At 65.2% G+C, this 23,268-nt stretch carries 20 protein-coding genes; 5 read left to right on the forward strand and 15 right to left on the reverse strand.

The window, feature by feature from the left end; all coding sequences use genetic code 11:
* Window positions 1–3: 3 nt before the first annotated feature.
* Window positions 4–198 (reverse strand): hypothetical protein, encoded by a 195-nt coding sequence (locus ACSC1P_RS20390; RefSeq protein WP_435362054.1) that lies wholly within the window; start codon window positions 196–198, stop codon window positions 4–6.
* Between the two features lie 111 nt (window positions 199–309).
* Between ACSC1P_RS20390 and ACSC1P_RS20395 the strand changes: the two genes are divergently transcribed.
* The 4 genes from ACSC1P_RS20395 to ACSC1P_RS20410 all read left to right on the forward strand — a co-directional run bounded on the left by ACSC1P_RS20395 (window position 310) and on the right by ACSC1P_RS20410 (window position 3,582).
* Complete coding sequence (locus ACSC1P_RS20395) at window positions 310–597, forward strand: DUF8152 family protein (RefSeq protein WP_435362055.1); 288 nt, start codon at window positions 310–312, stop codon at window positions 595–597.
* Between the two features lie 106 nt (window positions 598–703).
* Window positions 704–2,125, forward strand: coding sequence for an APC family permease (locus ACSC1P_RS20400; RefSeq protein ID WP_435362056.1), 1,422 nt, complete (start codon window positions 704–706; stop codon window positions 2,123–2,125).
* 2 nt (window positions 2,126–2,127) lie between these two features.
* Entirely contained in the window at window positions 2,128–2,790 is a 663-nt protein-coding gene (locus tag ACSC1P_RS20405; protein WP_435362057.1) for a potassium channel family protein, read from the forward strand.
* A gap of 153 nt (window positions 2,791–2,943) precedes the next feature.
* Window positions 2,944–3,582, forward strand: a complete 639-nt coding sequence (locus ACSC1P_RS20410; protein WP_435362058.1) for a hypothetical protein — start codon at window positions 2,944–2,946, stop codon at window positions 3,580–3,582.
* A gap of 2 nt (window positions 3,583–3,584) precedes the next feature.
* Here the strand turns inward: ACSC1P_RS20410 and ACSC1P_RS20415 are convergent, their stop codons facing one another.
* The 4 genes from ACSC1P_RS20415 to ACSC1P_RS20430 form a co-directional block, all read right to left on the reverse strand.
* Window positions 3,585–5,021, reverse strand: coding sequence for a sensor histidine kinase (locus ACSC1P_RS20415; RefSeq protein WP_435362059.1), 1,437 nt, complete (start codon window positions 5,019–5,021; stop codon window positions 3,585–3,587).
* A 111-nt stretch (window positions 5,022–5,132) separates the two neighbouring features.
* Window positions 5,133–7,613, reverse strand: coding sequence for an efflux RND transporter permease subunit (locus ACSC1P_RS20420; RefSeq protein WP_435362060.1), 2,481 nt, complete (start codon window positions 7,611–7,613; stop codon window positions 5,133–5,135).
* A gap of 6 nt (window positions 7,614–7,619) precedes the next feature.
* Window positions 7,620–9,944, reverse strand: coding sequence for a COG1361 S-layer family protein (locus ACSC1P_RS20425; RefSeq protein ID WP_435362061.1), 2,325 nt, complete (start codon window positions 9,942–9,944; stop codon window positions 7,620–7,622).
* 101 nt (window positions 9,945–10,045) lie between these two features.
* The gene (locus ACSC1P_RS20430) at window positions 10,046–11,491 is read right to left on the reverse strand and encodes a sensor histidine kinase (RefSeq protein ID WP_435362062.1); all 1,446 of its coding nucleotides are present in this window, start codon (window positions 11,489–11,491) and stop codon (window positions 10,046–10,048) included.
* A gap of 116 nt (window positions 11,492–11,607) precedes the next feature.
* On the opposite strand from ACSC1P_RS20430, the gene ACSC1P_RS20435 reads away from it, so the two are divergent.
* Entirely contained in the window at window positions 11,608–12,576 is a 969-nt protein-coding gene (locus tag ACSC1P_RS20435; protein ID WP_435362063.1) for a carbohydrate kinase family protein, read from the forward strand.
* Here ACSC1P_RS20435 and ACSC1P_RS20440 read toward each other — a convergent pair.
* The 10 genes from ACSC1P_RS20440 to ACSC1P_RS20485 all read right to left on the reverse strand — a co-directional run bounded on the left by ACSC1P_RS20440 (window position 12,559) and on the right by ACSC1P_RS20485 (window position 23,221).
* Window positions 12,559–13,641: a M24 family metallopeptidase gene (locus ACSC1P_RS20440; RefSeq protein ID WP_435362064.1), complete on the reverse strand. Its 1,083-nt coding sequence runs from the start codon at window positions 13,639–13,641 to the stop codon at window positions 12,559–12,561. The two genes, ACSC1P_RS20435 and ACSC1P_RS20440, sit on opposite strands and share 18 nt — an antisense overlap.
* A complete protein-coding gene (locus tag ACSC1P_RS20445) occupies window positions 13,642–14,772 on the reverse strand; it encodes a Gfo/Idh/MocA family protein (protein WP_435362065.1) in 1,131 nt (376 codons plus the stop codon).
* Window positions 14,773–14,774: 2 nt separating this feature from the next.
* Window positions 14,775–15,743: a sugar phosphate isomerase/epimerase family protein gene (locus tag ACSC1P_RS20450; RefSeq protein WP_435362066.1), complete on the reverse strand. Its 969-nt coding sequence runs from the start codon at window positions 15,741–15,743 to the stop codon at window positions 14,775–14,777.
* Between the two features lie 120 nt (window positions 15,744–15,863).
* Window positions 15,864–16,967, reverse strand: coding sequence for a Gfo/Idh/MocA family protein (locus tag ACSC1P_RS20455; protein WP_435362067.1), 1,104 nt, complete (start codon window positions 16,965–16,967; stop codon window positions 15,864–15,866).
* Window positions 16,968–17,032: 65 nt separating this feature from the next.
* The gene (locus ACSC1P_RS20460; protein WP_435362068.1) at window positions 17,033–17,230 is read right to left on the reverse strand and encodes a DUF8005 family protein; all 198 of its coding nucleotides are present in this window, start codon (window positions 17,228–17,230) and stop codon (window positions 17,033–17,035) included.
* 3 nt (window positions 17,231–17,233) lie between these two features.
* Window positions 17,234–18,406 (reverse strand): ABC transporter ATP-binding protein, encoded by a 1,173-nt coding sequence (locus ACSC1P_RS20465; protein ID WP_435362069.1) that lies wholly within the window; start codon window positions 18,404–18,406, stop codon window positions 17,234–17,236.
* Between the two features lie 3 nt (window positions 18,407–18,409).
* On the reverse strand, window positions 18,410–19,381 hold the full coding sequence (locus ACSC1P_RS20470; RefSeq protein ID WP_435362070.1) for a carbohydrate ABC transporter permease: 972 nt from the start codon (window positions 19,379–19,381) through the stop codon (window positions 18,410–18,412).
* The gene (locus tag ACSC1P_RS20475) at window positions 19,378–20,310 is read right to left on the reverse strand and encodes a carbohydrate ABC transporter permease (protein ID WP_435362301.1); all 933 of its coding nucleotides are present in this window, start codon (window positions 20,308–20,310) and stop codon (window positions 19,378–19,380) included. Before ACSC1P_RS20475 ends, ACSC1P_RS20470 begins: the two co-directional genes overlap by 4 nt.
* A 95-nt stretch (window positions 20,311–20,405) precedes the next feature.
* Window positions 20,406–21,848 (reverse strand): extracellular solute-binding protein, encoded by a 1,443-nt coding sequence (locus tag ACSC1P_RS20480; RefSeq protein ID WP_435362302.1) that lies wholly within the window; start codon window positions 21,846–21,848, stop codon window positions 20,406–20,408.
* Window positions 21,849–22,132: 284 nt separating this feature from the next.
* Window positions 22,133–23,221 (reverse strand): TrmB family transcriptional regulator, encoded by a 1,089-nt coding sequence (locus ACSC1P_RS20485; RefSeq protein WP_435362071.1) that lies wholly within the window; start codon window positions 23,219–23,221, stop codon window positions 22,133–22,135.
* Between the last annotated feature and the right edge of the window lie 47 nt (window positions 23,222–23,268).

Consider the following 23,268-nt stretch of genomic DNA (forward strand, 5'->3'; position numbering starts at 1 on the left):
GCGCTAGCTGCTGTTCTCGCTGTTTTCGACCGACTGCCGATAGTAGTAGTACGTCAGTGCGACGAAGCCGAGGCCGACTGCGCCGAAGACGGCCGTCGTTGGCCTGACGAACTCCGAACCCACGGTCATCGAGCCGACGACCACGACGACGAAGACGACGGTCCACGGGCCGGTCTGGTACGGGAGATGGTCGTCCATATCGGGTCGTTCTGCCAGCAGGCCGAAGAAATGCCGCCCAAATCGACCGGGTGCAGCCGATTCGCCGTCAGGTCGATGGAACTGTGAGGGGCGGCCTCGTCACTCCGACCGATGACCGAGGTCACCACCGCCGAACAGCTTCGTACCCTCCACGACCACCTGCAAGCGACCGAATCGCTGCCGGTCGAACGGACCGCGAACCGCTGGTTAGGCGAGGCCGAAGCAGTCGCGGGTGACCTCGTCGGGGCCGACCTGCCCGAGTCGGTGGTTCGCGAGCGAGTCGGGCACGTCGTCGAGTTGCTGTCGCACGTGGACGACACGGGGAGCGAAGCGGCGGACGAGCACGTGCTGGAGGCGAAACGGTTGGCCGACGAAGTGCTAGTCAAACTGGCCGACTGACCCGCTCACGCCACATATCCAGCCCGAGATATTTGCCCCTCGCTGTCGATTGTCACGCTATGGTCGCAGTCGCGTGGTGGCCGGCGAGCACGACTGAGGTGTCGCCATGAGCCACGCGGGCGACCGCGCGCCGGCGACGAGTTTGACGCTGCTCGATGCGACGATGGTCGGTATCGGCGCGATGATCGGCGCGGGTATCTTCGTCCTCACTGGACTGGCCACCGACGGCGTCGGCCCGGGTGCCATCGTCGTCTTCGCGCTGAACGGCGGCGTCACGACGTTCACGGCGCTCTCGTACGCCGAACTCGCGGCGGCCATCCCGCGAAATGGGGGCGGCTACGCCTACGTCCGCGAGGTGTTCTCGGCCCCGGTCTCGTTCGTCATGGGCTGGACGCGCTGGTTCACGTACATGATTGCGGGGGCGCTGTACGCACTCGGGTTCGCCTCGAACTTCGTCGAGTTGTTCCACCTGTACGACCTGACGTTGCCGGGGCCGCCAGTCGCCTACGCGCTGGTTGCGGTCGTCGCGTTCGTCGCGCTCAACGCGCTGTCGACGGCGGCCAGCGGGAGTGCGGAGACGGTCGTCACGCTCGTAAAAATCGGTATCCTGCTCGTGTTCGTCGTCTTCGGCATGCAGTTCGTCGACCTCGGCGAGTTCCGGCCACTGTTCCCCAACGGCCCGCTGTCGGTGCTGCCGGCGATGGGCCTGACGTTCATCGCGTTTCAGGGCTACGACCTCATCGCCACGGTAACGGAGGAGGTCGAGGACCCGCAGAAGAACATCCCGCGGGCCATCCTGCTCTCGGTCGTTGTCACCGTCGTGGTCTACTTGCTGGTCGTGTTCGTCGCTATCGGCACGCTCGGTGCCGAGGGGCTGGGCGACGCGGGCGAGACGGCCATCGCGGAGGCCGCGACGGGCTTCATGCCGGTGTTTCCGATTCTGGGGACGGGTGCGGCGCTCATCGCATTCGGCGCGGTGTTCTCGACGATTAGCGCGCTCAACGCGGTCGTCATCGGCTCCAGTCGGGTCGCGTTCGCCATGGGCAGAGAGCGCCAGTTGCCCGCCCGGCTCGGCCACTTACACCACCGGTACGGGACGCCCTTCGTCGCCATCGTCGCCAGCGCGGCCGTGATGCTCGTCGCGGTCCTCGTGGTGCCCATCAGAATCGTCGGCAACCTCGCCAGCCTGTTTTCACTGCTCGGCTTCGTCCTCGTGAACTTGTGTGTGATTCGTCTGCGCCACCAGCAGCCGGACTTGCGACGCCCGTTCGAGATTCCGTACTATCCGATTCCGCCAGTCCTCGGCATCGTCTGCAACCTGCTGCTCGGGCTGTTCATCGACCCGTACACGTGGCTGCTCGCGCTCGCGTGGCTCTCGCTGGGCATCGGTGTCTACCTCGCGCTGTCGCGCCGTGGTGTCGCCGCAGGCGTCGAGGAGGTACAGGCCGACATCGAGGAACGAGCGCCCGAGATAGCCGAACCCGAACAGGACGTCTCCCTCCCGCCAGTGGAGGACCAACAGGAGTAACCATGTCACAGACCCCAACCGAAGACCTGCGTGTCGTCGTCGCCGGCGGTGGAACCGTCGGCGTCCGAACCGCCGAACTGCTCGCCGACCGCGGCCACACCGTCGTCGTCGTCGAACCGGACCCCGCCCGGGCGGACCGACTCAGCGACGAGTACCTCGGGACTGTCATCGAGGGTGACGCTTCGCGGCCGTCGATTCTCCGGCAAGCACAACCGGACCGCGCCGACGTGGTCGCCGCCCTCACGGACGACGAGGCGACCAACTTCGCGGTGTGCATGGCCGCCCAGCGCATGGCCGACGTGCGGACGGTTATGCGCATCTCGAACAGCGAAGACGACCTCTACCCGGAGTTCGTCGACGGCATCGTGTTCCCGGAACGACTGGGTGCACGCGCCGCGGTCAACGAGATAATCGGTGAGGGGGTGCGGACCCTCGAAGACATCTCCGGCGAGGTGGAAGTGTTGGAAGTCGAGGTGGCCGAGGGCGCACCGGTCGCCGGGAAGACGCTCGAAGAGGTCAGATTGCCCCGCGGGAGCCTCATCGTCGTCGACTATCAGGGCGACCGCATCGGGGGACCGGAGACCGTCTTGGAACCGGGCCATCGCTACGTCGTCGCCGTCGAATCGGCGGTGATGGACGAAGTGATGAACTTGCTGCGCGGATAATCCGACGGAGACAGCACGACTCCGCAAACCGAACGACTACGACTGATTGTTGCACGGCAGCCGGTCCCGAAGAGACTCGTTGGCTGTGCAACAGTTGCACGTAATCACGAATTAGTTAGTATCTGATATATTCTTGTAGTCGGTATGGTTGCGATGGAATTAACGACACGACCGACAGTCTCACGCCGAGAACTCCTCCGAAAGACCGGTCTCGCTACGGGTGGGCTCGTCCTCGCCAGTGTGGGCTTCGCGGGAACGACCACTGCCAACGGCAGCGCCGACCCGTGCGACGCGGACTGTCTCCGCGTCTGTTGGGTCGACGTGAAGCCGTCGAGTTGTCCCAACTCGGTCAATCCGAGCAGCGGTGGTGTACTCCCCGTCTCGGCTGGCTGGCCGCGCTTCGAAGCGGGGTCGGTGAAGCTGTATCCCGTCAAAGGCGAGTACGACCCCGCGTTCTGTGATTGTCAGGACTTCGAGGACCAGCAGTACCGGGCCGGCGTTGCGACGGCCGAGGAACTGTGTACCCTCGTACAGTCGTCCAACGGCCGATACGCCGAACCCACCTGGTCCACCGTCGAGGACGTGGACGGCGACGGCGACGACGACACGAAGTTCAAGTTCGACGTGGCTGCCCTCGAACTCGAACCCGACGACCGGTGGCTCGTCCTCGTCGGTAAATCGGCCGACGACGGCTGCACGTACGTCGGCATCGACAGCGTCCGAGTCCTCGACAACGGCTCGACAAACGGGAACAGAAGCAGTCCCCGTGCGAAGGGACGCAAGTCGAAGTAGGGTCACTCGGTTGTGTCCACGTCGGAATCGGCTCGCTGGAGTGTCACCGTGAACACCGACCCAGTCGGCTCGTTGTCGGCCACCGTCACGGACCCGTCGTAGGCGTCGACGAGCGTCTTGACGATGTAGAGGCCGAGGCCAGTTCCGTTACTCTTCGAGCCGGCCGTCCCATGCTCGAACAGCGACTCCTGCAGGTCCTCCTCGATGCCTGGACCATCGTCGGCGACGACGATGTCGACGGTGTGCTCGTCCAGTTCGACCGACACCTCGACGGTCGTCTCTTCCGCTGGGTCGTGCTGGACCGCGTTGTTCAGGAGGTTGCCGACCACCGACGAGAGCATCGGGTTGGCGAGGACGGCGACCGATTCCGGGCACTCCCCGAGTTCGACGGTCGCGCCCTCGAACGACTGGCGGACTCGTTCCACTTCGGCTTCGAGCAGGGGGTGGAGTTCGATGGGTTCGAGGTCGAGGGTGTGTTCTCGGCTCCCGACGAGGTCGACGACCTCACGGGCGGTGGTCGTGAGTTCGAGGGTGTGGTCGCTCGCGGCCGTCACACGGTCGAGGTGGTCGTTCACGTCACGTCGAAGCAGGTCCAGCCAGAGGCTGATGACGCTCATGTCGTTGCGGATGTCGTGGTGGACGAGTCGGTTCAACAGCGTGAGTTCTTCGGCCTGTTGGCGGAATCGCGACTCTACCTGTTTCAGTTCGGTGATGTCGATGACGACGCCAGTCACGGTTCGCGGTTCCCCATCGGGACCCCGCGCCGTCACGGCCCCCACGTCGTGCATCCACAGATAGTCGCCACTGTCCGTCTGTATCCGGTACTCGATGTCGTAGCGGTCGGCGTCGCCAGCCAGCGCGTCACGCATCGACTGCATCGCAGGTTCGTAGTCGTCCGGATGCAGGCGGTCGGTGAAGTCGGTGTAGTGCGTGAACTCGCCCTCGGGCCAGCCGAGCATCGCGAGCTTGTTGTCGTGACAGACGATATCACCTGTCTCGATGTCCATCTCCCACCAAGCCACGTCACCGATACGCATCGCGTCGTCGATGCGCTCGCGGAACCGTTCTGTCTGTTTTTCGAGTTCGTGGCGTTCCGTGCGGTCGTGGCAGGTCAGGACGACCCGGGTTTCGCCCTCGATGTCGATCGCGATGCCGGTCAGGTCGACCGGCACGTCCTCGTCGTCGGCGTTTCGAAGCGCCCACTCGAACCTGTGTTCGCCCTCGTCGACCGTGGCTCGCAGGTTTCGCAGCAGGGCCTGCTGTCCGTGCCGTGCGGTGTTTGGGCGGGAGAGTTCGCTCCCGACGAGCGTGTTTCGGTCGGAGCCGACGACGTCGCAGTATTGTCGATTGACGTCGACGACCTGGCCGGTCTCCGGGTCGAGGACGACCACGCCGATGGCGACGGCGTCGAACAGTGTGTCTCGTGTCAGTACGACCATACGGTATCCTCCAGAACTTCAGCGTCGAAGCCGAGACGCGTGTCCTACTGGGACAGACGCTCTCGACGAGGATATACGGAAACCACGATATCTCAACGATGTCGCGGTTTCTCACGCACGGGCCGGTCGCCCCAGCACGTATCGCTGCATCCCGTCTCGAACCCGTGCCCACACGACCACCGCCGAGGGCGTCACGACCACCGCGGCGAGGTAGGAGTAGAACACGCTCAGGGCGACGACCAGTCCGAACTGGCCGAGGACGGGCGTGATGGCCAGCGCGAGGACGCCGACGCCACAGACGGTCGTGAGCATCGACCCGGTGAGCGCGCCGCCGGTCCCGCGAGTCGTGTTTTCGAGCGCGGCGAACAGGTCACCGGTTTCGGCCAGTTCGTCGGCGACCCGGTGGATGACGTGGGCCGAGTAGTCGATGCCCAACCCCAGTGCGACTGAGAAGACGGTCGCCGTGAGCGCGTTGAACGGAATCCCGAGATAGCGCATCGACCCGGCGATACAGGCGATGGCGACACCGATGGGCAGCAGGTTCACGATTCCCAGCGAGCCAGCCCCGAGCGTGATGCGGTAGACGACGACGAGGAATATCGCGGTGAGGCCGAGCGCGATGACGAGGCTGTCGACTGCCGTGAAGAAGATGAGGTCCGAGACGGCCTGGAAGACGACGATGGTGCCCGTGGCGGTCGCGTCGAGGCGGTGGCGCTCGGCGACGGCCAGCGCGTCGCCCGCGACCACGTCCTGTTCGGCGTCGCCTTCGACGCGGTAGACGACCCTCGCGCTGCCGTAATCCGGGGTCAGGTAGCGTGAGGCCTGTTCGCCGACTGGTGAGGCGAACAGCACGTCGTAGATTTGCACGAGACCGTCGTCGGGCACGCCGTCGGCGTTCCGGTCGTGGGCGGCGACGAGTGCCGCGAACGTGGGGTCTCGGTCGGCGTAGCCCGTGATGACCGAGACGATGCTCTCAGCGCGGGCCTCGCGCCGGTCGGTGACGAACGTGGTCGGCGGGTCGCGCCCGGCGCGCTGGATGGAGGTGAGCGCGAAGTCACTCGTCAAATCGCCTTCGACGAGCAGCGTCACCGAGTCGCCGTCGACCGACTCGAAGTTCGCTTCGAGGAAGTCGATGGTCGCCGTCGTCGTGTACTCGCCGGGGCGGAACGGTTCCGGCAGGTCGTCGAGGTAGGCTGGCTGGTCGGCTGGCGGCAGGAAGTCGTCTTCCGAGAAGCTGGTGTCGATGCCGGCGCCGTAGACGGCCATCCCGCCCGAGGCGACCAACACCAGCGCGAGGAAGACCACCGGCGCACGCCGGGCGACGACCACACCGACCGGCAACACGCGCCCAAGAACCGACCCCTCTTGTCCGATTGGCACCTGCCAGAACGCCGGAATCCCCCACTGCTCGCGCTTCGCGTCGACCAGCACCTTCGCCGACGGGAGGAAGACGCCGAAGACGAGGAAGGTGAACGTGATGCCGACCGCGGCGGTGATGCCGAAATCGGCGATGGGTTTCAGACTGCTCGTCGCGTTCGCGGAGAACCCGATGACGGTCGTCCCGGTGACGATGAAGAACGCGACGAGCAACTGTCGCCCGGCGACCGCCATCGAGTCCGTCGGCGAGACGCCGCGAACCCGCTCCTCGCGGTAGCGGTTGACGACGTGGATACCGAAGTCGATACCGACCGCGAGCAGCAGGGGCGGGACCGCGACGAGCAGTTGAGTGAACGGGATGCCCGCCAGTCCGAGGAAGCCGAACGTCCAGACGATGGCCATCGCCAGCGACGTGAGTCCGAGCAGCAGGTCGACCGGGTCGCGATAGGCGTACAGCAGGAAGACGAGGATGAGTATCGACGCGGCCGGGACCACGAGCAAGAGCGAATCGGCGACGACCGTGGCGCTTTCAGCGGCCAGCACACCGCTCCCGAACACCACGATGTCCGCAGTAACCCGTGCAGAAATCGTCTGCTGAATCGGTGTCAACGGGTCGTCGGCCCCGCTCCCGGCCGTGACCGTCTCGCCCGGCAGGACGTGCGAGAGAACCGCGATAGTCGCCGACGCCCGACCAGACTCGCGGTTGAAGTCGTCACTGACGAGCGCGGTGAACGCCGGGTTTTCACCGAGGCGAGAGACGGCGGCCTGCACCTCACGGTCGCTCGCTTCTTCGACCGCGTCGACCTGTTCGGAAATCGTCGAAGCCGTCGGGTCGAGTTCCCGGGCGACGAGCGACGCGGCCGAGGTTGTCGACCTGATTCTGAGCGACGGGTCGTCCGTGACGCGCTCCAGACTCACCAGCATCCGCAAGAGGGCGGGCCGGTCGAGGACGTTCGGCCCGGACTGAATCAACTGTGTCGCGCCTGCGTCGGCCGAAAACGGTGGGTCGAACAGCGCGTTCACCTCTTCCAGCGCCTGCGTCGACGGCAGGTCCTCGGTGAATCCCTCGGTCCCGGCTTCGGTCGACACCTGCGGAAGACCGGCGGCGAAGCCGGCTGTAACGACTGCGAAGGCGATGACGACCGCGAGCGGTCGCTCCACGAGGAGCGTGGCGACCCAGCGGACGAGTCGTTCGTGTGCGGCGTCGCGTGACATGGTTCCTCAGTCGTCGTCTCCCGGCGAGGGCTGGTCACCCGGTGCGTCCGCTGGCCCGCCCGGGCCATCGTCGGGCGACTCGCCGGGGCCGGGGACATCGTCTGGCAGTTCGTCGCCATCGTCGCCCGCTTCCTCGTCACTCTCGGTAGCGTCGCCATCGTCGATTCCTTCGCCCTCGCCACCAGCGCCGCCAGCCCGCCGCCGGAACCGTCGCCACACGACTGCGAGCACGGCAAGCAGCAGCAACAACGCCCCGACGAACGGGAGCCACGGCGGCGTGTCGAACCCGTCCGTGGGCGTTTCGACGACTGCGACACCGACCTGGAACGTTCGCGAGAGTTCGGCCTCGCCGGTCGGCAGTTCGTACAGCAGGTCGAGCGAGACGGGATACTCTTTGGCCTGGGCATCGCCCGCCGACTTCAGGCCGAAGACGAGTTCGGCGCGTTCGCCGGGGTCCAGTGAGCCGACGAACGCCGAGTCGTCGCTGGTGCTCAGCGGGTCCGTTGCGAACAGCCGGGCGTTCACGTTCCGGACCGGTTCGTCGCCGGTGTTGGTGATGGCGACGACGACAGAGCCGCTACTGCCGACGACGACCTCGGCGTCGAGCGATTCCACGTCGAACTCGTCGCGGCGGTCGGTGACGGCGACTCGTCCTGGGAGCGGGTCGCTCAGGCGTACGTCGCCCTCGGCGTCTATCCACTCGACAGAGAACAGCACGCGCCGGGGGCCGGGTTCGGCCGTGTCGCGCACGTCGACCGGGAACCAGAACGTCGTGTTCTCGCCGGGGGCGAGCGTGCCGAGAGCGAACTCGACCTCCTGTGGGACCAGTGACTCAGAGACCACGTCGAGGACTAGCACCGCGCCGGCGACGGGTTTCGGCCCCTGATTCACGACGGTGCCCCAGATTTCACCCTCGTCGTCGACGCGTAGGCTGGCGTCCACGTCACCGACCGCGAAGCGTTGTTCTGCGAGTGGGGTGACCGGGACCACCATCGGTAGCGACTCGATTGGGAGGCCGTCGCGGTCGGTGTACTCCACGACGGCCCGGAGCGCGTAGTCGTCACTCACCGCGCCATCCGTGGCGACGACACGGAAGGCGACGCGCTCGGCTTCGCCCGGTGCGAGGTCACCGACCCACCGGCCGTCGATGCCGCCGCCGGCGAACGTCAGGTCGGCGCTCTCGGCGGTCACGGCCACAGTGGCGTCGCGCGCCAGGTCGAAGCCGACGTTCTCGACGACGAACGTCACCAGTCCGGCCGACCCGACCTGCACGTCGGCGGCCGTCTCGGTCACCACGAAGCGAGCCGATTCCGTGATTTCGACGAGGAGCGGGAACGTCTGGACCTCGTAGAAGTACACCTCGACTCTCCCGTTCTCGTCGACTGCGCCGACGACCTCGTAGCTCACCCGAACGGGGATTTCGTAGAACCCCGGCGGTGCGTTTTGGTCGACGGAGACGCGAACCGGCACGTCGACGACTTCGCCGAGGCCGACCCAGCCGAGCGGGACGACGCCGGTTCGGACTTCGATGGGGACGCCCTCGACTTCCAGTACTTGCACCTCGACGTTTCGCGCGCTCGTCACGAGGTTTGCGAGGTCGAGACCACCGCTCGTGAGCACCGGGAACAGCGAGACACGCTCTTCGTCTTCGAACTCCGGCCCGCCGCCGTCGTTCGCTATCAGCACGGCCAGTGTCGCCTCCTCGTCGGGCCGCAGGTAGTTATCCGGCAGGTAGGGTGTCAGATGGGGGAAGCCTGCTGCGCCGCCGCCGTCGCCCGCCTCGAACAGGTCCCAGTCGAAGAGGCGGTGGAGTTCGTACCGCAGGTCCGCGAGGACGGTCCGGACGACGTCTGGGTCCCACCACGTCCCGTGCGAGTCTTTCGTCTCGTTGTGCCACTCGTGCAGTCGCTCGTCGAACCAGTCGGGCAGGCTCTCGTTGGTCCAGTTCTCCGGCGTGTCGTGCAGCCAGCCGTCGACCTCGGAGACCCCTTCGAGCGCGTCGAGGACACGCGATGCGTTCCACCACGACTCGTTCGCCACACCCGTCGCTTCGGCCCACCGGTCCAGTGCAGCGACCGTCTCTGTGCGATTCCAGCGCTCGCCGGTCGTGTTCTCGGCGCTTCCATGCTCGCCGAGCGTCGGACTCGCCCCCGGACTCGAACCGGGTGTCCCGAGTGCGCCGGACGACCCAGCTGCACCGAGCACCGCCGTCGAAGCGGTCGAAGCCGTCGGCTCACTCCCGCCCACGTCTGCTAGCACGGGTCCGATGGTCGCTGAGACGAGGACGAAGAGTGCCAGTACGACTGTGGCGGCGCTCGTCGTGTTCGGCATCTATCTGTGCGGTGAGGATACGTGCGCGACCGACTATACCTATTCAGTAACTGATACGAAATGGCTTTGGAGACGGGTACTCTCCCGGCGGTGGCTGCGACTCACGCCGAGGTCTGCGTCTCCGAGTCCGACGATTCGACCGTCTCGACGCCGCCGAACTCGAACCGCGCGCCGCCGTTCGCGGCGGCCGTGACCGACACGTCCCAGTCGTGCGCGGTGGCGACTCGCTCGACGATGTGCAGGCCGAAGCCACTCCCGTCTCGCTGCGTCGAGAAACCGGGGTCGAACACCTCTTCGCGGTTCTCCTCGGGGATGCCGGGGCCGTCGTCGGCGACGTAGAAGCCAGCCTCGTCTTCGAGGTCACCGACGTGGACGGTGACGGCCAGTCCAGCGTGTTCGACCGCGTTCCGGTACAAGTTCTCGAACAGGCTCTGGAGGTCCGTCTCGCTCGCGTAGATGGTCGTCTCGGTGTCGACGACCAGTGACGCCTGTCCAGTCGAAACGGTCTCCCACGCCCGCGTGGCGATGGCTGCGAGGTCGATGGTATCCGACGCTACGACGCGTTTCTCTCGTCTGGCGAGTGTGAGCACGTCCTCGATGAGTACCGACATTCGGTCGTGGGACCGCTCGATGCGCTCGATCGCGTCGACCTGCTCTTCTCCGGTCTCCTCGGCGAGCACTTCGAGGTTGAGCATCGCCACGGTCAGTGGGTTGCGGAGGTCGTGCGAGAGGACGCTGGCGACCCGTTCGAGGCGCTCGTTCTGGCGGTGGAGTGCTGCCTCGCGGTCCATGCGGCCGATGGCGCTGTGGAGAATGTGCGAGACGCTGGCGACGAACTCCACGTCGTGGCGGCCGAAGTCGCGGACGCGAGTGTCGTGTGTCCCGAGGATGCCCCACGGTTCTTCGGCCGGGCCGATGATGACGCTGATACCGCTGACAACGCCGTGTTCGACGAGCAGGTCGGGCCCACTGAACCGCGTCTCTTCGGCGAGGTCGGCGACCACGACCGGTTTCTCGGAGAGCAGGGTGTAGCCCGCCTGAGACTCTTCCTGCGAGTCGACGGTCGCCGTACCCACGTACCCGTCTTTCCAGCCGACGCCGGAGCGCAACAGGAGTTCCTCTCGCTCGGGTTGCAGTTCGAGAACTTTGCAGTACTCGTTGTCGAGTACCTCGGCGACGACCGTGACGGCCTCGTCGAACAGCGCGTCCAAATCCTGTTCCGTGATGGCGTGGGCTGCCAACTGGGAGATGGCCTCGTGTTCGCGGATGCTCGATTCGAGTTTGTCGCTGGTGCTTCGCTGAGCAGCCGAGGTGGCCGCCGATACGTCGTCGCCATCGCAGTCGAGGAACTGCCCCAGGGCTGCTGTCGAGGTGTTGTCGACGTAAAAGACCGCGTCGAACGTCTCCGCAGCGAGCGTCTCTGGGGCCTCGGCGGCCGTCGCTTCGACGACTGTCTCGACCAGTGGGGACGCTTCGCAGCGGCTGGCCGCTGTCGCAACCGCGGCGCGGTCGTCCCCGACGAGGAGAACGCGAGCACTGGCGTTCATCGGCCGTATTTCGGGCCGAATGGGTATCAATGCGACGCCGAACGGCGTCGGGCAGTCCGGACGAAAACGTCGCCAGGAGAGGTGGAGTTACATGTCCAACTCTCGAATCGGCGCCCATGACCGACCCGACTATTCTCGTCGCGGGTGAGACACTCGTGGACTTCCTCCCCGAACGCGTCGGCCCGCTCACCGATGTCGACGGGTTCGAGCGCCGGCCCGGTGGTGCGCCGGCCAACGTCGCCGTCGCACTGGCACGTCTCGGCCACGTCCCGTGGTTCTGGACCCGCGTCGGCGACGACCCCTTCGGCGAATTCCTCGAAGCAACACTCGCTGCGGAGAACGTCCCGGGCGAGTTCGTCGAACGCGACCCGGACGCTCAGACGACGCTGGCGTTCGTCACGCACGACGCTGACGCCGACCGCTCGTTCACCTTCTACCGCGACCGGACCGCAGACACCCGCATGGAGCCGGGAACTGTCCCCGACGCGACGCTCGCCGACGTAGAGACGGTCGTCGCCGGGGGCGTCACGCTCGCGTCTGGCCGCTCACGGGAGGCGACCCGCGACCTGCTCGCGCGAGCCACCGACGCGGGCTGTACCGTCTGGTTCGACCCGAACTACCGGCCGGAACTGTGGCCGGACGACGACTTCGCATCGGTCGTCGGCGACGTACTCGCGAACGTGGACGTGCTGAAAGCCACGGACGAAGAACTCAGACTGCTCGGCTTCGACGGCGAGACGCTCGGAGACCTCGCCGACGAGGCACTCGAAGCAGGACCGCACACCGTCCTCGCAACCCGCGGGGCCGACGGTTCGGTCGCGTTCGCGGACGATGGCGCGCCGTGGGGCGCGCAGACGGCGACACACGACGGCTACCCGGTCGAACCGGTCGATGCGACCGGCGCGGGTGACGCGTTCTTGGCTGGCGCCGTCGCTGGCGCGACTGGTGGCGAAACCGAGTTAGAAGCGATTCTGGCGGACGCGAACGCGGTCGCAGCAGTGGCGACCACCGCCGCTGGAGCGATGGCCGCTTCGCCGTCCCGCGACGACGTGGTGGCGTTCCGAGAGTCAGCGTCGCAGCGGTAGCGGCCGCGACACCGCGCCGTCGTAGCCGACTGCCTCGACCGAGTCGGTCGGCCAGTCGCCGCCGGACTGGGTCAGCACCTCGAAACCGGATTCGGTGACGAGTACCGTGTCCTCACTCTTCGCACCCTGTACCGTCGGGTTCCACGCGTAGCCCTGCGGCAGGTGAACTGGTTCGACGCCGTCGGGTGTCGCCTTCCACTCCCGTCCGGCGAACCCGGCCGCACCGCCCTGATGGTGCCGCCGCCACTCGTCCGGGTAGCCGAGTTCGTCGTAGGCGGCCTGAATTGCGCCGAACACGTCGCCGCTGGTACCGCCCTGCTGACCGATTTCACGGGTCGCCGCGAGTGCGGTCGCTTCGACGCGGGCCGCGGCGTCGTGGCGCTCGCGGAACCAGTCCGGTTCGTCGAAGGTGACGGTGCGGGTGCAACTCGCCCAGAGGCCGTCACGAACCGCCGTGACCGAGGCCAGCGCGTAGTCGCCCAGTTCCTCGTCTTTCGGCGTGTAGTGGCGGTACAACTGCGCGCGCCGCGAGCCACCGACGAGTGCGACCGGCGAGTCGATGCCGCGCTCGGCCAGGGTACCGCGCAACTCGGCGGCGACTTCGACCTCGGTATCGGTGGACTCGATACCGCGACAGACCGCTTCCACGGCGTCGGCAACGTCCGCGCCGAGGGCGCGGTACGCGTCGATGTCGTCGTCGGTGAGTGGCTGTCGAAGCGGGCTCGCGTCGAGGTCCTCGAAGCCGGGCACGTCGAAGTCGGCCGCGGCGGCGTCGGCTTCGCTGTGCTCGGCGACTGCCTCGCCCAGCGAGTGCTCGTACCAGACGAACGGGTGGACCGAGTCGGTCACCTCCTCGTCGCGCAGGCGCTCGGCCTCGATGTCGTTCGTGACGATTCTGACGTGGTTGCCGTCGTAGCCAGCGGCTGCGACGCCTGCGCCGCGGGCGACCTCGTTGTCGCCGCCGGTCAGCCACGCGAACGAGTTCGGTTCGGCGAACCAGACTTCGTCGAGGTCGTTCGCGGCGAGGTAGGCGTCGAGTCGGTCGAGTTTCGCTTCTCGTCTCATCTACGACTCCTCACCGGGCGTGACCCATTCCCCAGATTCGTCGCTTCGCTGGACCGCGTCGAGCGTCTGTTGCACGTCGTAGGCGGTCTGGAAGCTGGGTTCGAAGTCGTCTCCGTTCGCCACGCTCGTGAGGAACTCGTAGTTCTCGTGCACGAACGTGTGTTCCCAGCCGACGACGTGGCCCGGCGGCCACCAGTGGTCGACGTAGGGGTCGTCCGGGTCCGTCACGAGCACTGTCTCGTAGCCCCGCGAATCGCCAGTGTGGACTTCGAGTTCGTTCAGGCGCTCCAGCGAGAACTTCACGCTGCCTTTCGAGCCGTGGATCGTGATGCTGTGGTCGTTCTTGTGGCCCGTGGCGAAGCGCGAGGCTTCGAAGGTGCCCATCGCGCCGGACTCGTACTCGACCTGTGCGCTGTAGGCGTCGTCGACCGTGACGGGCTTTCGCTCCGTGCTGCCCTCGACTGGTCGCTCGTCGACGAACGTCTGGCAGTGGCCGCTGACGCGCTCGACGCTACCGACGCGCTCGCCGACGAGGAAGTTCGCGAGGTCGACCGTGTGTGCGCCGAGGTCGCCCAGCGCGCCGCTTCCTGCCAACTCTTCGTCGTTTCGCCAACTCCACGGGGCGTCGGGGTCGACCAGCCAGTCCTGCATGTAGCTCCCGCGAACCTGATGAATCTCGCCGAGTTCGCCCGATTCGACGAGGTTCTTCGCGTACTGGATGGCCGGGACGAACCGGTAGTTGAACGCACAGCCAGCCACGGCGTCGGATTCCTCGGCCGCTGCGAGCATCTCCTCGGCACCCTCGCTCGTCGGCGCGAGCGGTTTCTCACAGAGGACGTGGGTGCCTGCCTCCAGCGCGGCGACGCTCGGTTCGACGTGCAGGAAGTTCGGCCCGAGGTTGTAGAACACGTCCACCTCGTCCACGACTTCTTCCCAGTCGGTCGCGTAGCGGGCGAAGCCGAGTCGCTCGGTGGCGTCTTCGAGGGCGTCTTCGTCGGTGCCGACGAGCACGTCTCGCTCGACTGCCGGCGCGTCCGGGAAGAACATCGGCAGGCGGGCGAGGGCGTTCGCGTGGGCCTTGCCCATGAACCGATACCCCAGAAACCCGACGGAGAGTGGTTCGTCCGTCATGGTTACTCGGCCCAGTAGGCGTCGCCGGGTTCGGTTTCGAAGACGGCACGCGAGAGCACGTCGACGCCCTTCTCTAGCCCTTCGCGGGAACTGGTCAGCGCGTCCTCGTGTTCGATGCTGAGCGCGCCCTCGTAGCCGACCATCCGGAGCGTGGAGACGACGTCCTTCCAGTGCTCTTCGCCGTGACCGTAGCCGATGGAGCGGAACAGCCACGCGCGGTCCTCGGTGTCGCGGTAGGAGGTGATGTCGAGGACACCCTTGCGCTCGGCGTGGTGGTCGTAGATACGCGTGTCCTTCGCGTGGACGTGGTGGATGGCGTCTGCCTCGCCGAGGACGCGAATCGCCTTCGGCACGTCGATGCCCTGCCAGTAGAGGTGCGAGGGGTCGAAGTTCGCGCCGATGCGGTCGTTCGTCGCCTCGCGCAGACGGAGCATCGTGTCCGGCTGGTACACCAGCATGTTCGGGTGCATCTCGATCGCCACGTCGACGCCGTGGGCCTCGGCGTGCTCGGCGAGGTCCGACCAGTAGTCGATGGCGAGTTCCCACTGGTAGTCGAGCGCCTCGGCGTGTTCCGGCGGCCACGGTGCGGTAATCCAGTTCGGAACGCTCCCGTCCGGACTCCCCGAGGGCAGGCCGGAGAAGCAGGTCACGGTGCCCACGTCGAGTTCGCCCGCGAGTTCGATGGCCTCGCGCAGTTCTCGGTCGTCTTCGTCCGCTCGGTCCGCGTCGGGATGGAGCGGGTTGTTGTGCGTCGCCAGCGCGCTGATGCGCATGTCGTACTCCTCGACGAGCGCGAGCAAGTCGGCCTGTGTCTCGTCGTCGCCGAGCAGTGCCTCGCGGTCGAGGTGGTCCTCGCCGGGGTAGCCACCACAGCCGATTTCGACGGCGTCGACCCCGATGCCGCTGAGGTAGTCCAGTGTGTCTTCGAGCGATTCCTGTCCGAGTGGTACGGTGAGTACGCCGATATCCATGTGTGTTGTAGGTGTTGTCTGTCGTCGGTGAAAGGTGTGGTCGCGTCTGCAATCTTGGCCACCGTCGACCGCCGGACAGCGGTCGTGTCGTGAGCCGGTCGGTAGGCGAGTGCAGGCGACTCAGTCGTCGGCTTCGACGGGCGTCGCGGTGCCCGGATGGACGGCCGACCCGGTCTCCGAGGACTCGTAGATGGCCGCCATCACGCGCTGGACGGTCAGCGCCTGCTCGACGGTGTTCGTGCCCGGTGCCTCGCCAGCGGCGACGGCCTCGACGAACCGGCGCTGTTCCTCGCGGTGAGCCGGCTCCTCGCCGGTCGTCACGGTCGCGTCGGAGAACTGCGGACCGCCCACGTCCTCGACTTCGTAGATAGTGAGGCTCTCGTCCTTGCGGTCGACCGCGGCACCGGCTTCGGTCCCATGAATGGTGTAGGTGTTCTCCGGCGGGCGGTTCGACGCCCACGAAGTTTCGAGGGCGACGGTCCGGCCGTCGGCACAGCGGATGAGCGCGTTGGCAGAGTCGTCGACCGTGAAGTCGCCGTCGCCGTCTTTGCCCCACATGTTCAGGTAGGTGTAGTCGTCGCGGTCACCGAACTCGGAGCGCGCCACACCGGAGACCTCCTCGACTTCGGGGAAGTCCATCAGGTAGAGCGCGAGGTCGATGGCGTGCGCGCCGATGTCGATGAGTGCGCCCCCGCCGGCGACCGCCTCGTCGGTGAACCACGACCCGCGGCCGGGAATGCCCCGCCGACGGATGTAGTTCGCCTCGACGTGGTACACGTCGCCGAAGCGGTCGTCGTCGATGTGCGCTTTGAGCGCGGCGACCTCCGGGGCGAAGCGGTTGTGGAACCCGACCATACAGAAGCCCTCGGAGTTCTCGGCTGCCGCCGCGATTCGCTCGGCGCTTTCCAGTGTGTGCGCCAGCGGCTTCTCGACGAGCACGTCGAGGCCCGCTTCGAGCGCACTCACGACGTACTCCTCGTGGAAGCGATTCGGCGTCGTCACGATGACTGCGTCTACCTGGTCGTACAGGTCGACTGCGTCCTCGTACGTCGGGACGCCGTAGTCGTCCGCGAACGAGGTTCGGGCTTCACTCGCGACGTCCATCCCGCCGACGAGTTCGGCGGCGACGCCCTCTGTCTGCAAGGCTGCGAGGTGGTCGGCGTGATGGCGGGCGATACCGCCAAGTCCTACGATTCCTATCTGTGTCGTTTCGTCTTCGTGCATCGTGTGGTTGCCTCTGGGTGTGGTCGGTTTAGTCGGAACGAATCGACCGAAAACCGTCGGTCAGGTTATAGCAGCTGTTCTTCGCGCTCTCGTCGCTCTTGCTCTTGCTCGCGCTGCTCCTTCTGCGCCCGCCGACCGCGCAGGAACTGCTTCGCGCCGGGAATGAACTTGTTCTTCAGGTCGAGGGCGAACGACGCGATGCCGTACACCCAGAAGAAGAACAGGAGCGTGCCAGCGCCGAAGTAGAGGAGCAGTGCGTCCATGGGTCAGTCCCCCGTCGACGCCCCGGTGTCTGGCGTCTGTGCGGTCGCCGGGTCACCGAGTCCGTGGGTGATGGCGTCGCCCGACTCCGTCTCGAACAGGTGCAGGCGCGAGCGGTCGAGGACGACCGATTTTGCCTGGTCCTCTTCGATGTCCGAGTCGGGGTCGAGACTCATCAGCAACTGGTTCGAATCGTCGTCTTCCATCCCGCCGGACGTCTCCTCCAGCTTGAGGTAGACGAATATCTCGTTGCCCATCGGCTCCAGCACGTCGGTGAGCGTCTCGATGGGTGCGGTCGGGTCGGTGACCTCCGACGTGTTGCTCGACAGATAGACGTCCTCCGGCCGGACGCCGAGGGTCACGTCTTGCCCTTCGGAGAGGCCGTAGTCCGCTGGGTCGAACGACACGTTCACGTGCCGGGACCGGAAGCCACCACTGCTCACTTCGCCTTCGACGAAGTTCATCGACGGCGAGCCGATGAAGCCGGCGACGAACAGGTTCGCCGGTTCGTTGTAACACACGAGTGGCGGGTCGATTTGCTGGAGCTGGCCGCCGTCGATGACGGCGATTCGGTCGCTCATCGTCATCGCCTCCGCCTGGTCGTGCGTGACGTAGATGATGGTCGTGTCCAGTTCCTTGTGCAGGCGCTGGAGTTCGGTGCGCATGTGGACGCGCAGCTTCGCGTCGAGGTTCGCCAGCGGCTCGTCCATCAGGAACACTGCCGGGTTCCTGACGATTGCGCGGGCGATGGCGACGCGTTGGCGCTGCCCGCCGGACATCTCGTCCGGCTGGCGGTCGAGCATGCCTTCGAGCTGGACGATTTCGGTCGCCCGGTCGACGCGTTTGTCGATTTCAGACTTGTCGTAGTCGCGTAGTCTGAGCCCGAAGCTGATGTTGTCGTAGACGTCCATGTGCGGGAACAGCGCGATGTTCTGGAACACCATCGCTACCCCGCGGTCTTTCGGCGGGTATCGCGTCACGTCCGTGTCGCCGATGTACACCTCACCCGAGGTGGGCGTGGTGAGTCCGGCGATCGTCTCCATCGTCGTCGACTTACCGCAACCGGACGGGCCGACGAAGGTGACGAACTCGCCGTCGCGGATGTCGAGGTTCATGTTGTCGACAGCCGTGACGTCGTTGTACTCCTTCGTGATGTCGTTGAGTCTAACTCGTGCCATGATTCACTCCTTGAGTGCCCCCGAGGTGAGGCCGCTCACGATCTTCTCCTGCGCGAAGACCACGAGGATGGTGACGGGTAACACCGCCACGATACTCGCGGCTGCCATCGCGTTGTACGTTACTTGGAACTGTCCGGCGCGCTGGAACTGGATGATGCCGTTCAGCACCGGTGCCCAGTCCGCTGCCTGTCCACTCGTCATCAGTGACGAGAAGAAGAACTCGTTGTACACCGAGATGAACGTCAGCACACCGGCGGTGGCCACGCCGGGTGCAGACAGCGGGACGATGACCCGGAACAGTGCCCCGAGTCGCGTCGTCCCCTCGATTCTGGCAGCGTCTTCCAGCCCATCCGGAATCTGACTGTAGAACGTCGTCAGGATGAAGATGGACAGCGGCATGAACAGTGCACTGAACGGAAGCAGCATCGAACCCGGCGTGTTGTACAGGCTCGGGCTACTGATGGTCCAGTTCAGGAAGCCGATGCTGACGTTCCCGTTGAACAGGTCCCACAGCGGCAGGAAGAACGCCGCCGGCGGGAAGTACGAGATTGCCAGCACCAACAGCATCAGCGGTCGCCGTCCCTTGAACTCCAGTCTGCCGAACACGTAGCCAGCGAGGCTCGCGAGCAGCAGGACGATGACCGTCGTCGCCCCGGCGAGGACGACACTGTTGATCATGTACCGTAAGAACGGTGCCTGTTCGAAGATGGTGACGAACGTCTGGTAGTTGAACCCGTTCGGTAGCAGGCCGATCTCCGGCAACGTTCCGTTCGGGAGCGTCGGCGTCAGTGCCAGTATCAACAGCCAGTAGAACGGGAACAGCGTCGTCGTGATGAAGAAGAACGCCACCACGTAGAACAGCGCCCGATAGACCTGCTCCGGGTTCTTGATGGAGTTGTCTACCCAGCGCTGGAACGGGCCGCGCTTCAGTTCTGCATCGCCGTCGAAGACGTTGTTGAGGTCGTCTGAACTCATGCCATCTCCTCTCGGGCGAACCCGATGATGTACACCGACACGAATATCGCGATGATCGCGGCGGTGGTGAACGCGACCGTCGCGGAGGTCGCGAACAGGTTGTTGTCGAAGCTCGTAACCACCAGACAGGACAGCGAAGGAACCGTCTCACAGCCCGAGACGGTCTCGATGACCCCGTAGACGCGCATCGCCTGGATGGTGCGGAACAGCATCGCGACGAGCACCGTCGGCAGCACCAGCGGTAGCGTGATGTACTTGAATCGCTGCCACGGCGACGCGCCCGACACGCGGGCGACGTCGTACAGGTTCCGGTCGACGCTCTGGAGTCCGGCGAGGATGAGCAGTGCCATGAACGCCGACGTCTTCCAGATGTCGGCGACGATGATGATTATCGTCGAGTCGATGGTGTTCGAGAACGGTGCGGGACCGAACGGACCGAGCGTCTGAAGGATTGTTCGGCTCCCTTCGTCGCCGATGAGGAACCCGGTCCCCGGCTGGAACATCAAGTAGAAGATCATCCCCTGCACGACGATTGGGACCGCCCACGGGATGATGATGGCGAGCCGGGCCCAGCGCCGCCCTCTGAAGTCCTGATTGAGGACGAGTGCTTGGCCGAAGCCGATTATCGTCTCGAAGAACACACCGACGACGGTGAAGATGAGCGTCACGGTAAGCGCGCTGTTGAAGAACGCCGAGACGCTCAGTTCTGTCGGGATGAACGGCGACGGCATCAGCGCGTTCTTCTGGCCGGTGAGCAACTGGACGTAGTTTTCGATGCCGACGAACCCACCCAACCGGCCGGTGAGGTTGTCGGCGAACAGTGACATTCTGAACGTCGAGAGCAACGGCCACAGCGCTATCGCGCCGAGCAACAGCAACGCCGGTGTGAGCAGGAGGTACGCGAACTGCGCCTCGCTGAGGTTCTCCATCCAGCGAATGGCGGCTGCGTACGGTCCTGAGCGGTTGCTCTCGCGGAGCGCGCCCGGTCCTGACTCTGATTCTGCTGCCATGGGTCAGGCGACGGTTAGGCGCTGCTCTCTATCTGCTCCAGCGACTCCTTCAGGCTCTCCATGGCCTTCTTGGGCGTCTTGTTCTGCTGGAGTGCGGCGTTGACTTCCTGTGAAATCTGGGACGACTGCTGGTTCCAGACGCGCGTGGCGGGCCGGGGAATCGCGTTCTCGCCGGCGATTTTGAGCGTGTCGACGTAGCGGCCGATGACGTCGAGTTCTTTCGCCTTGTCGCTCTCCAGCCGCGACGGCACCGGCGGAATCCACCCGCCGATTTCGAACAGCGCGAGCTGTGCCTGTTCGGTCTGGAGCGTCTTGAGCACCTGTGCGGCGGCGCTCTTCTTCGCGTCCGTCGCGTTCGGGTTGAGTGCGAGGTGCCAGCCACCGAGGGCAGCGACCGGGCCACCGGTTCCCTCGTATTTGGCTTCGCCAGCCTTCACACCGTACGGAATCGGCATCACGCCGAGGTCCTCGCCGAAGGCGTCCTCCGCGCCGTTGATGACGATGGAGTACGGCCAGTTGCGGTGCATGACGGCGTTGCCCTTCGTGAAGGGCTCGCGCGAGGTCTCCTCTTTCATCTGGAGGACCTGCGTCGGCGCGATGTTGCCGGTGATGCCGTCGAGCGCCTGCGGGTCGTTCTCGCCGTGGATGAACGTCCGCATCATCTTGATGGAGTCGACGACGGGCTGTTCGGTGACCGTAATCGGCCGGTCGCCGATGGGGCCGAACAGGTTGTCGTGGTCGCCGAAGTACGCGCCGCCCCACGAACTCATGAATTCGTTGAAGTCACAGCACGAGAGGCCCTCGTAGGCTGCTGCCTGGAACGTGAAGCCCATGCCCGCGTCCGTCTCGTCCATGGTCTTCTTCGTGACCTCGGAGAACTTCTGCCAGTTCATGGGTTCGGTCGCCCAGTTCTCGCCTTCGGGGTCGTAGCCCGCTTCCTCGACCAGGTCCTTCCGGTACTGGATGGTCGGGAAGTCGGCGAACAGCGGGATGGCGTACAGACTGCCGTCCATCGTCGCCGTGGAGACGCTGGCCTCGAAGTAGTTGCTGTTCACCTCGTCGATCATCGACTTCGGCAGGGCGTCGCTCAGGTTCATAATCTGGTCCCGAGCGATGAACGGAATCGTCCAGCCGTTGTCCATCATGAGGAGCGTCGGCGTCTGCTGCCCCGCGTCGAGGATGTTCTTGTACTTCGTCCGCCGGTCACCCGTCGTGAACGACCCTTCGACGACTTCGACCGTAATCTTCTCTGACAGGCCCGCATCGTGCAGGGCCTTGTTGATGTCGGACTGGGCCTTCTTGAAGTTCTGGTCACCTGCCCATTTAACCGTGATGGCCTCGCTGGGCTCGTCCATACTTATCTTGTCGCCCTGGCCCTCGCCCCCGCCGCCACCGTCGTTGCTGGAAATACAGCCAGCGAGGGTGGCACCGACGCCCGATGCGCCAGCAACCTTCACGAAAGACCGCCGCGACACTCTGCGCTCACTACCACTCGTACTCCCTTGCGAACTATTCGCAGGCATACGGCTCTTTTTCATTGCTTTCGGTTTATAACTGCCGCGACTACAACACCTGTTGTAGTTGTTAGTATTATACTTATTCTCTAGCCGGCGTACGTAGAACGTTTGGTTGTGGGGGTGTGAACGCGCCCCCTAAGATAGTAGGGGAAGCGAAATTATCGAATAAGATATATCTCACATATCGGTTCTGGACTAACTTTTATTTGTCCTGATTAATGGTATTATTCGCTGTTCCGGGCGATATCGGTCACCGTGAGTCGCATCGCTTCCACGTCTTCTATCATCGCACCTTCACCTCCGACGGTGTACTCACCAGTCTCGGTCGAGATGGTCACGGACGCACGGCCAGCGAGCTGGACCAGCGGCGTCTCTCTGGCGTCGGTCGCTCCGTCGCCCTCGTAGTACACGTCGACGATGGTCCCATCCAATCGTCGCTCGTCGCCGCTCTTGACCGACTTCCCTTCGACGAACACCTCGACGGTGTCGCCCGCTCGAACCAGTGACTCCACGTCTCGGATGAACTCACGGATGTCCACGTACTCGATGGGTGGGTCGTCGTTCCGGGCGCTGTATATCTCGTCACAAATCTCCCACAGACAGCCGACGTAGTACCAGTGGAACACGTACTCGTGCATCCGGTCGTCGACGAGGACACCGTACTCGTTCAGGGCCTCCTCGTGGGGCGCGAAACACGCCTTCTGGCGGTCGACCAGCGCGACGAACGGTGACGGAATCGGTCGATGGCGGGCCTCCGTCGTCGACGCGGCGAGCGTCTCACGCGACGGGAGTTCTTCGGTGCTGTCGATGTCGGTGTACAGCGACACCTGCACGTAGACGCCGCGGTCGAGCGCATCGGCGAGGACGCCGTGTAACTCTTCGAACTGTGCTGGGCTGGCCGAGAGCTGAATCTGGTTCTCCGCCTCCTCGATGAACAGGCGTGCACGGTCGACGACCGTCTCGAACCGCTTGACGATACTCGCCGTGTGACGGTCGAGTTCGGGCTGTTCCCAACGCTGTTCGATTTCGTCGGCCGCGGATTCGAGCCGGTCGGCCTGTTTGGTGAGGTCTGCGAGTACGTCCGCGGGGTCGTGAGCGCGTGCGCGAAGCGTATCTTGCTCGTACGTTTCGACGTAGCCCCGGTCTTCCAGCGAGCGAATCACGTCGTAGATTCGCGGGTCTGGAACGTCACTCGCGGCGACGAGGTCACGCGCCGACGCCGTTCCGAGTTCCAGCAGGGCGACGTAGGCTTTCGACTGGTACGGCGAGAGACCGGCCTCCTGCAGCACGTCCCGCAACTCGTCGGAATCCATACCCTCCGTTCGGGGGAACGAGCGCAAAAACCTTCCCACGACGACAA

The organism is Haloarchaeobius caseinilyticus (assembly GCF_051207395.1).
Classification (GTDB): domain Archaea; phylum Halobacteriota; class Halobacteria; order Halobacteriales; family Natrialbaceae; genus Haloarchaeobius.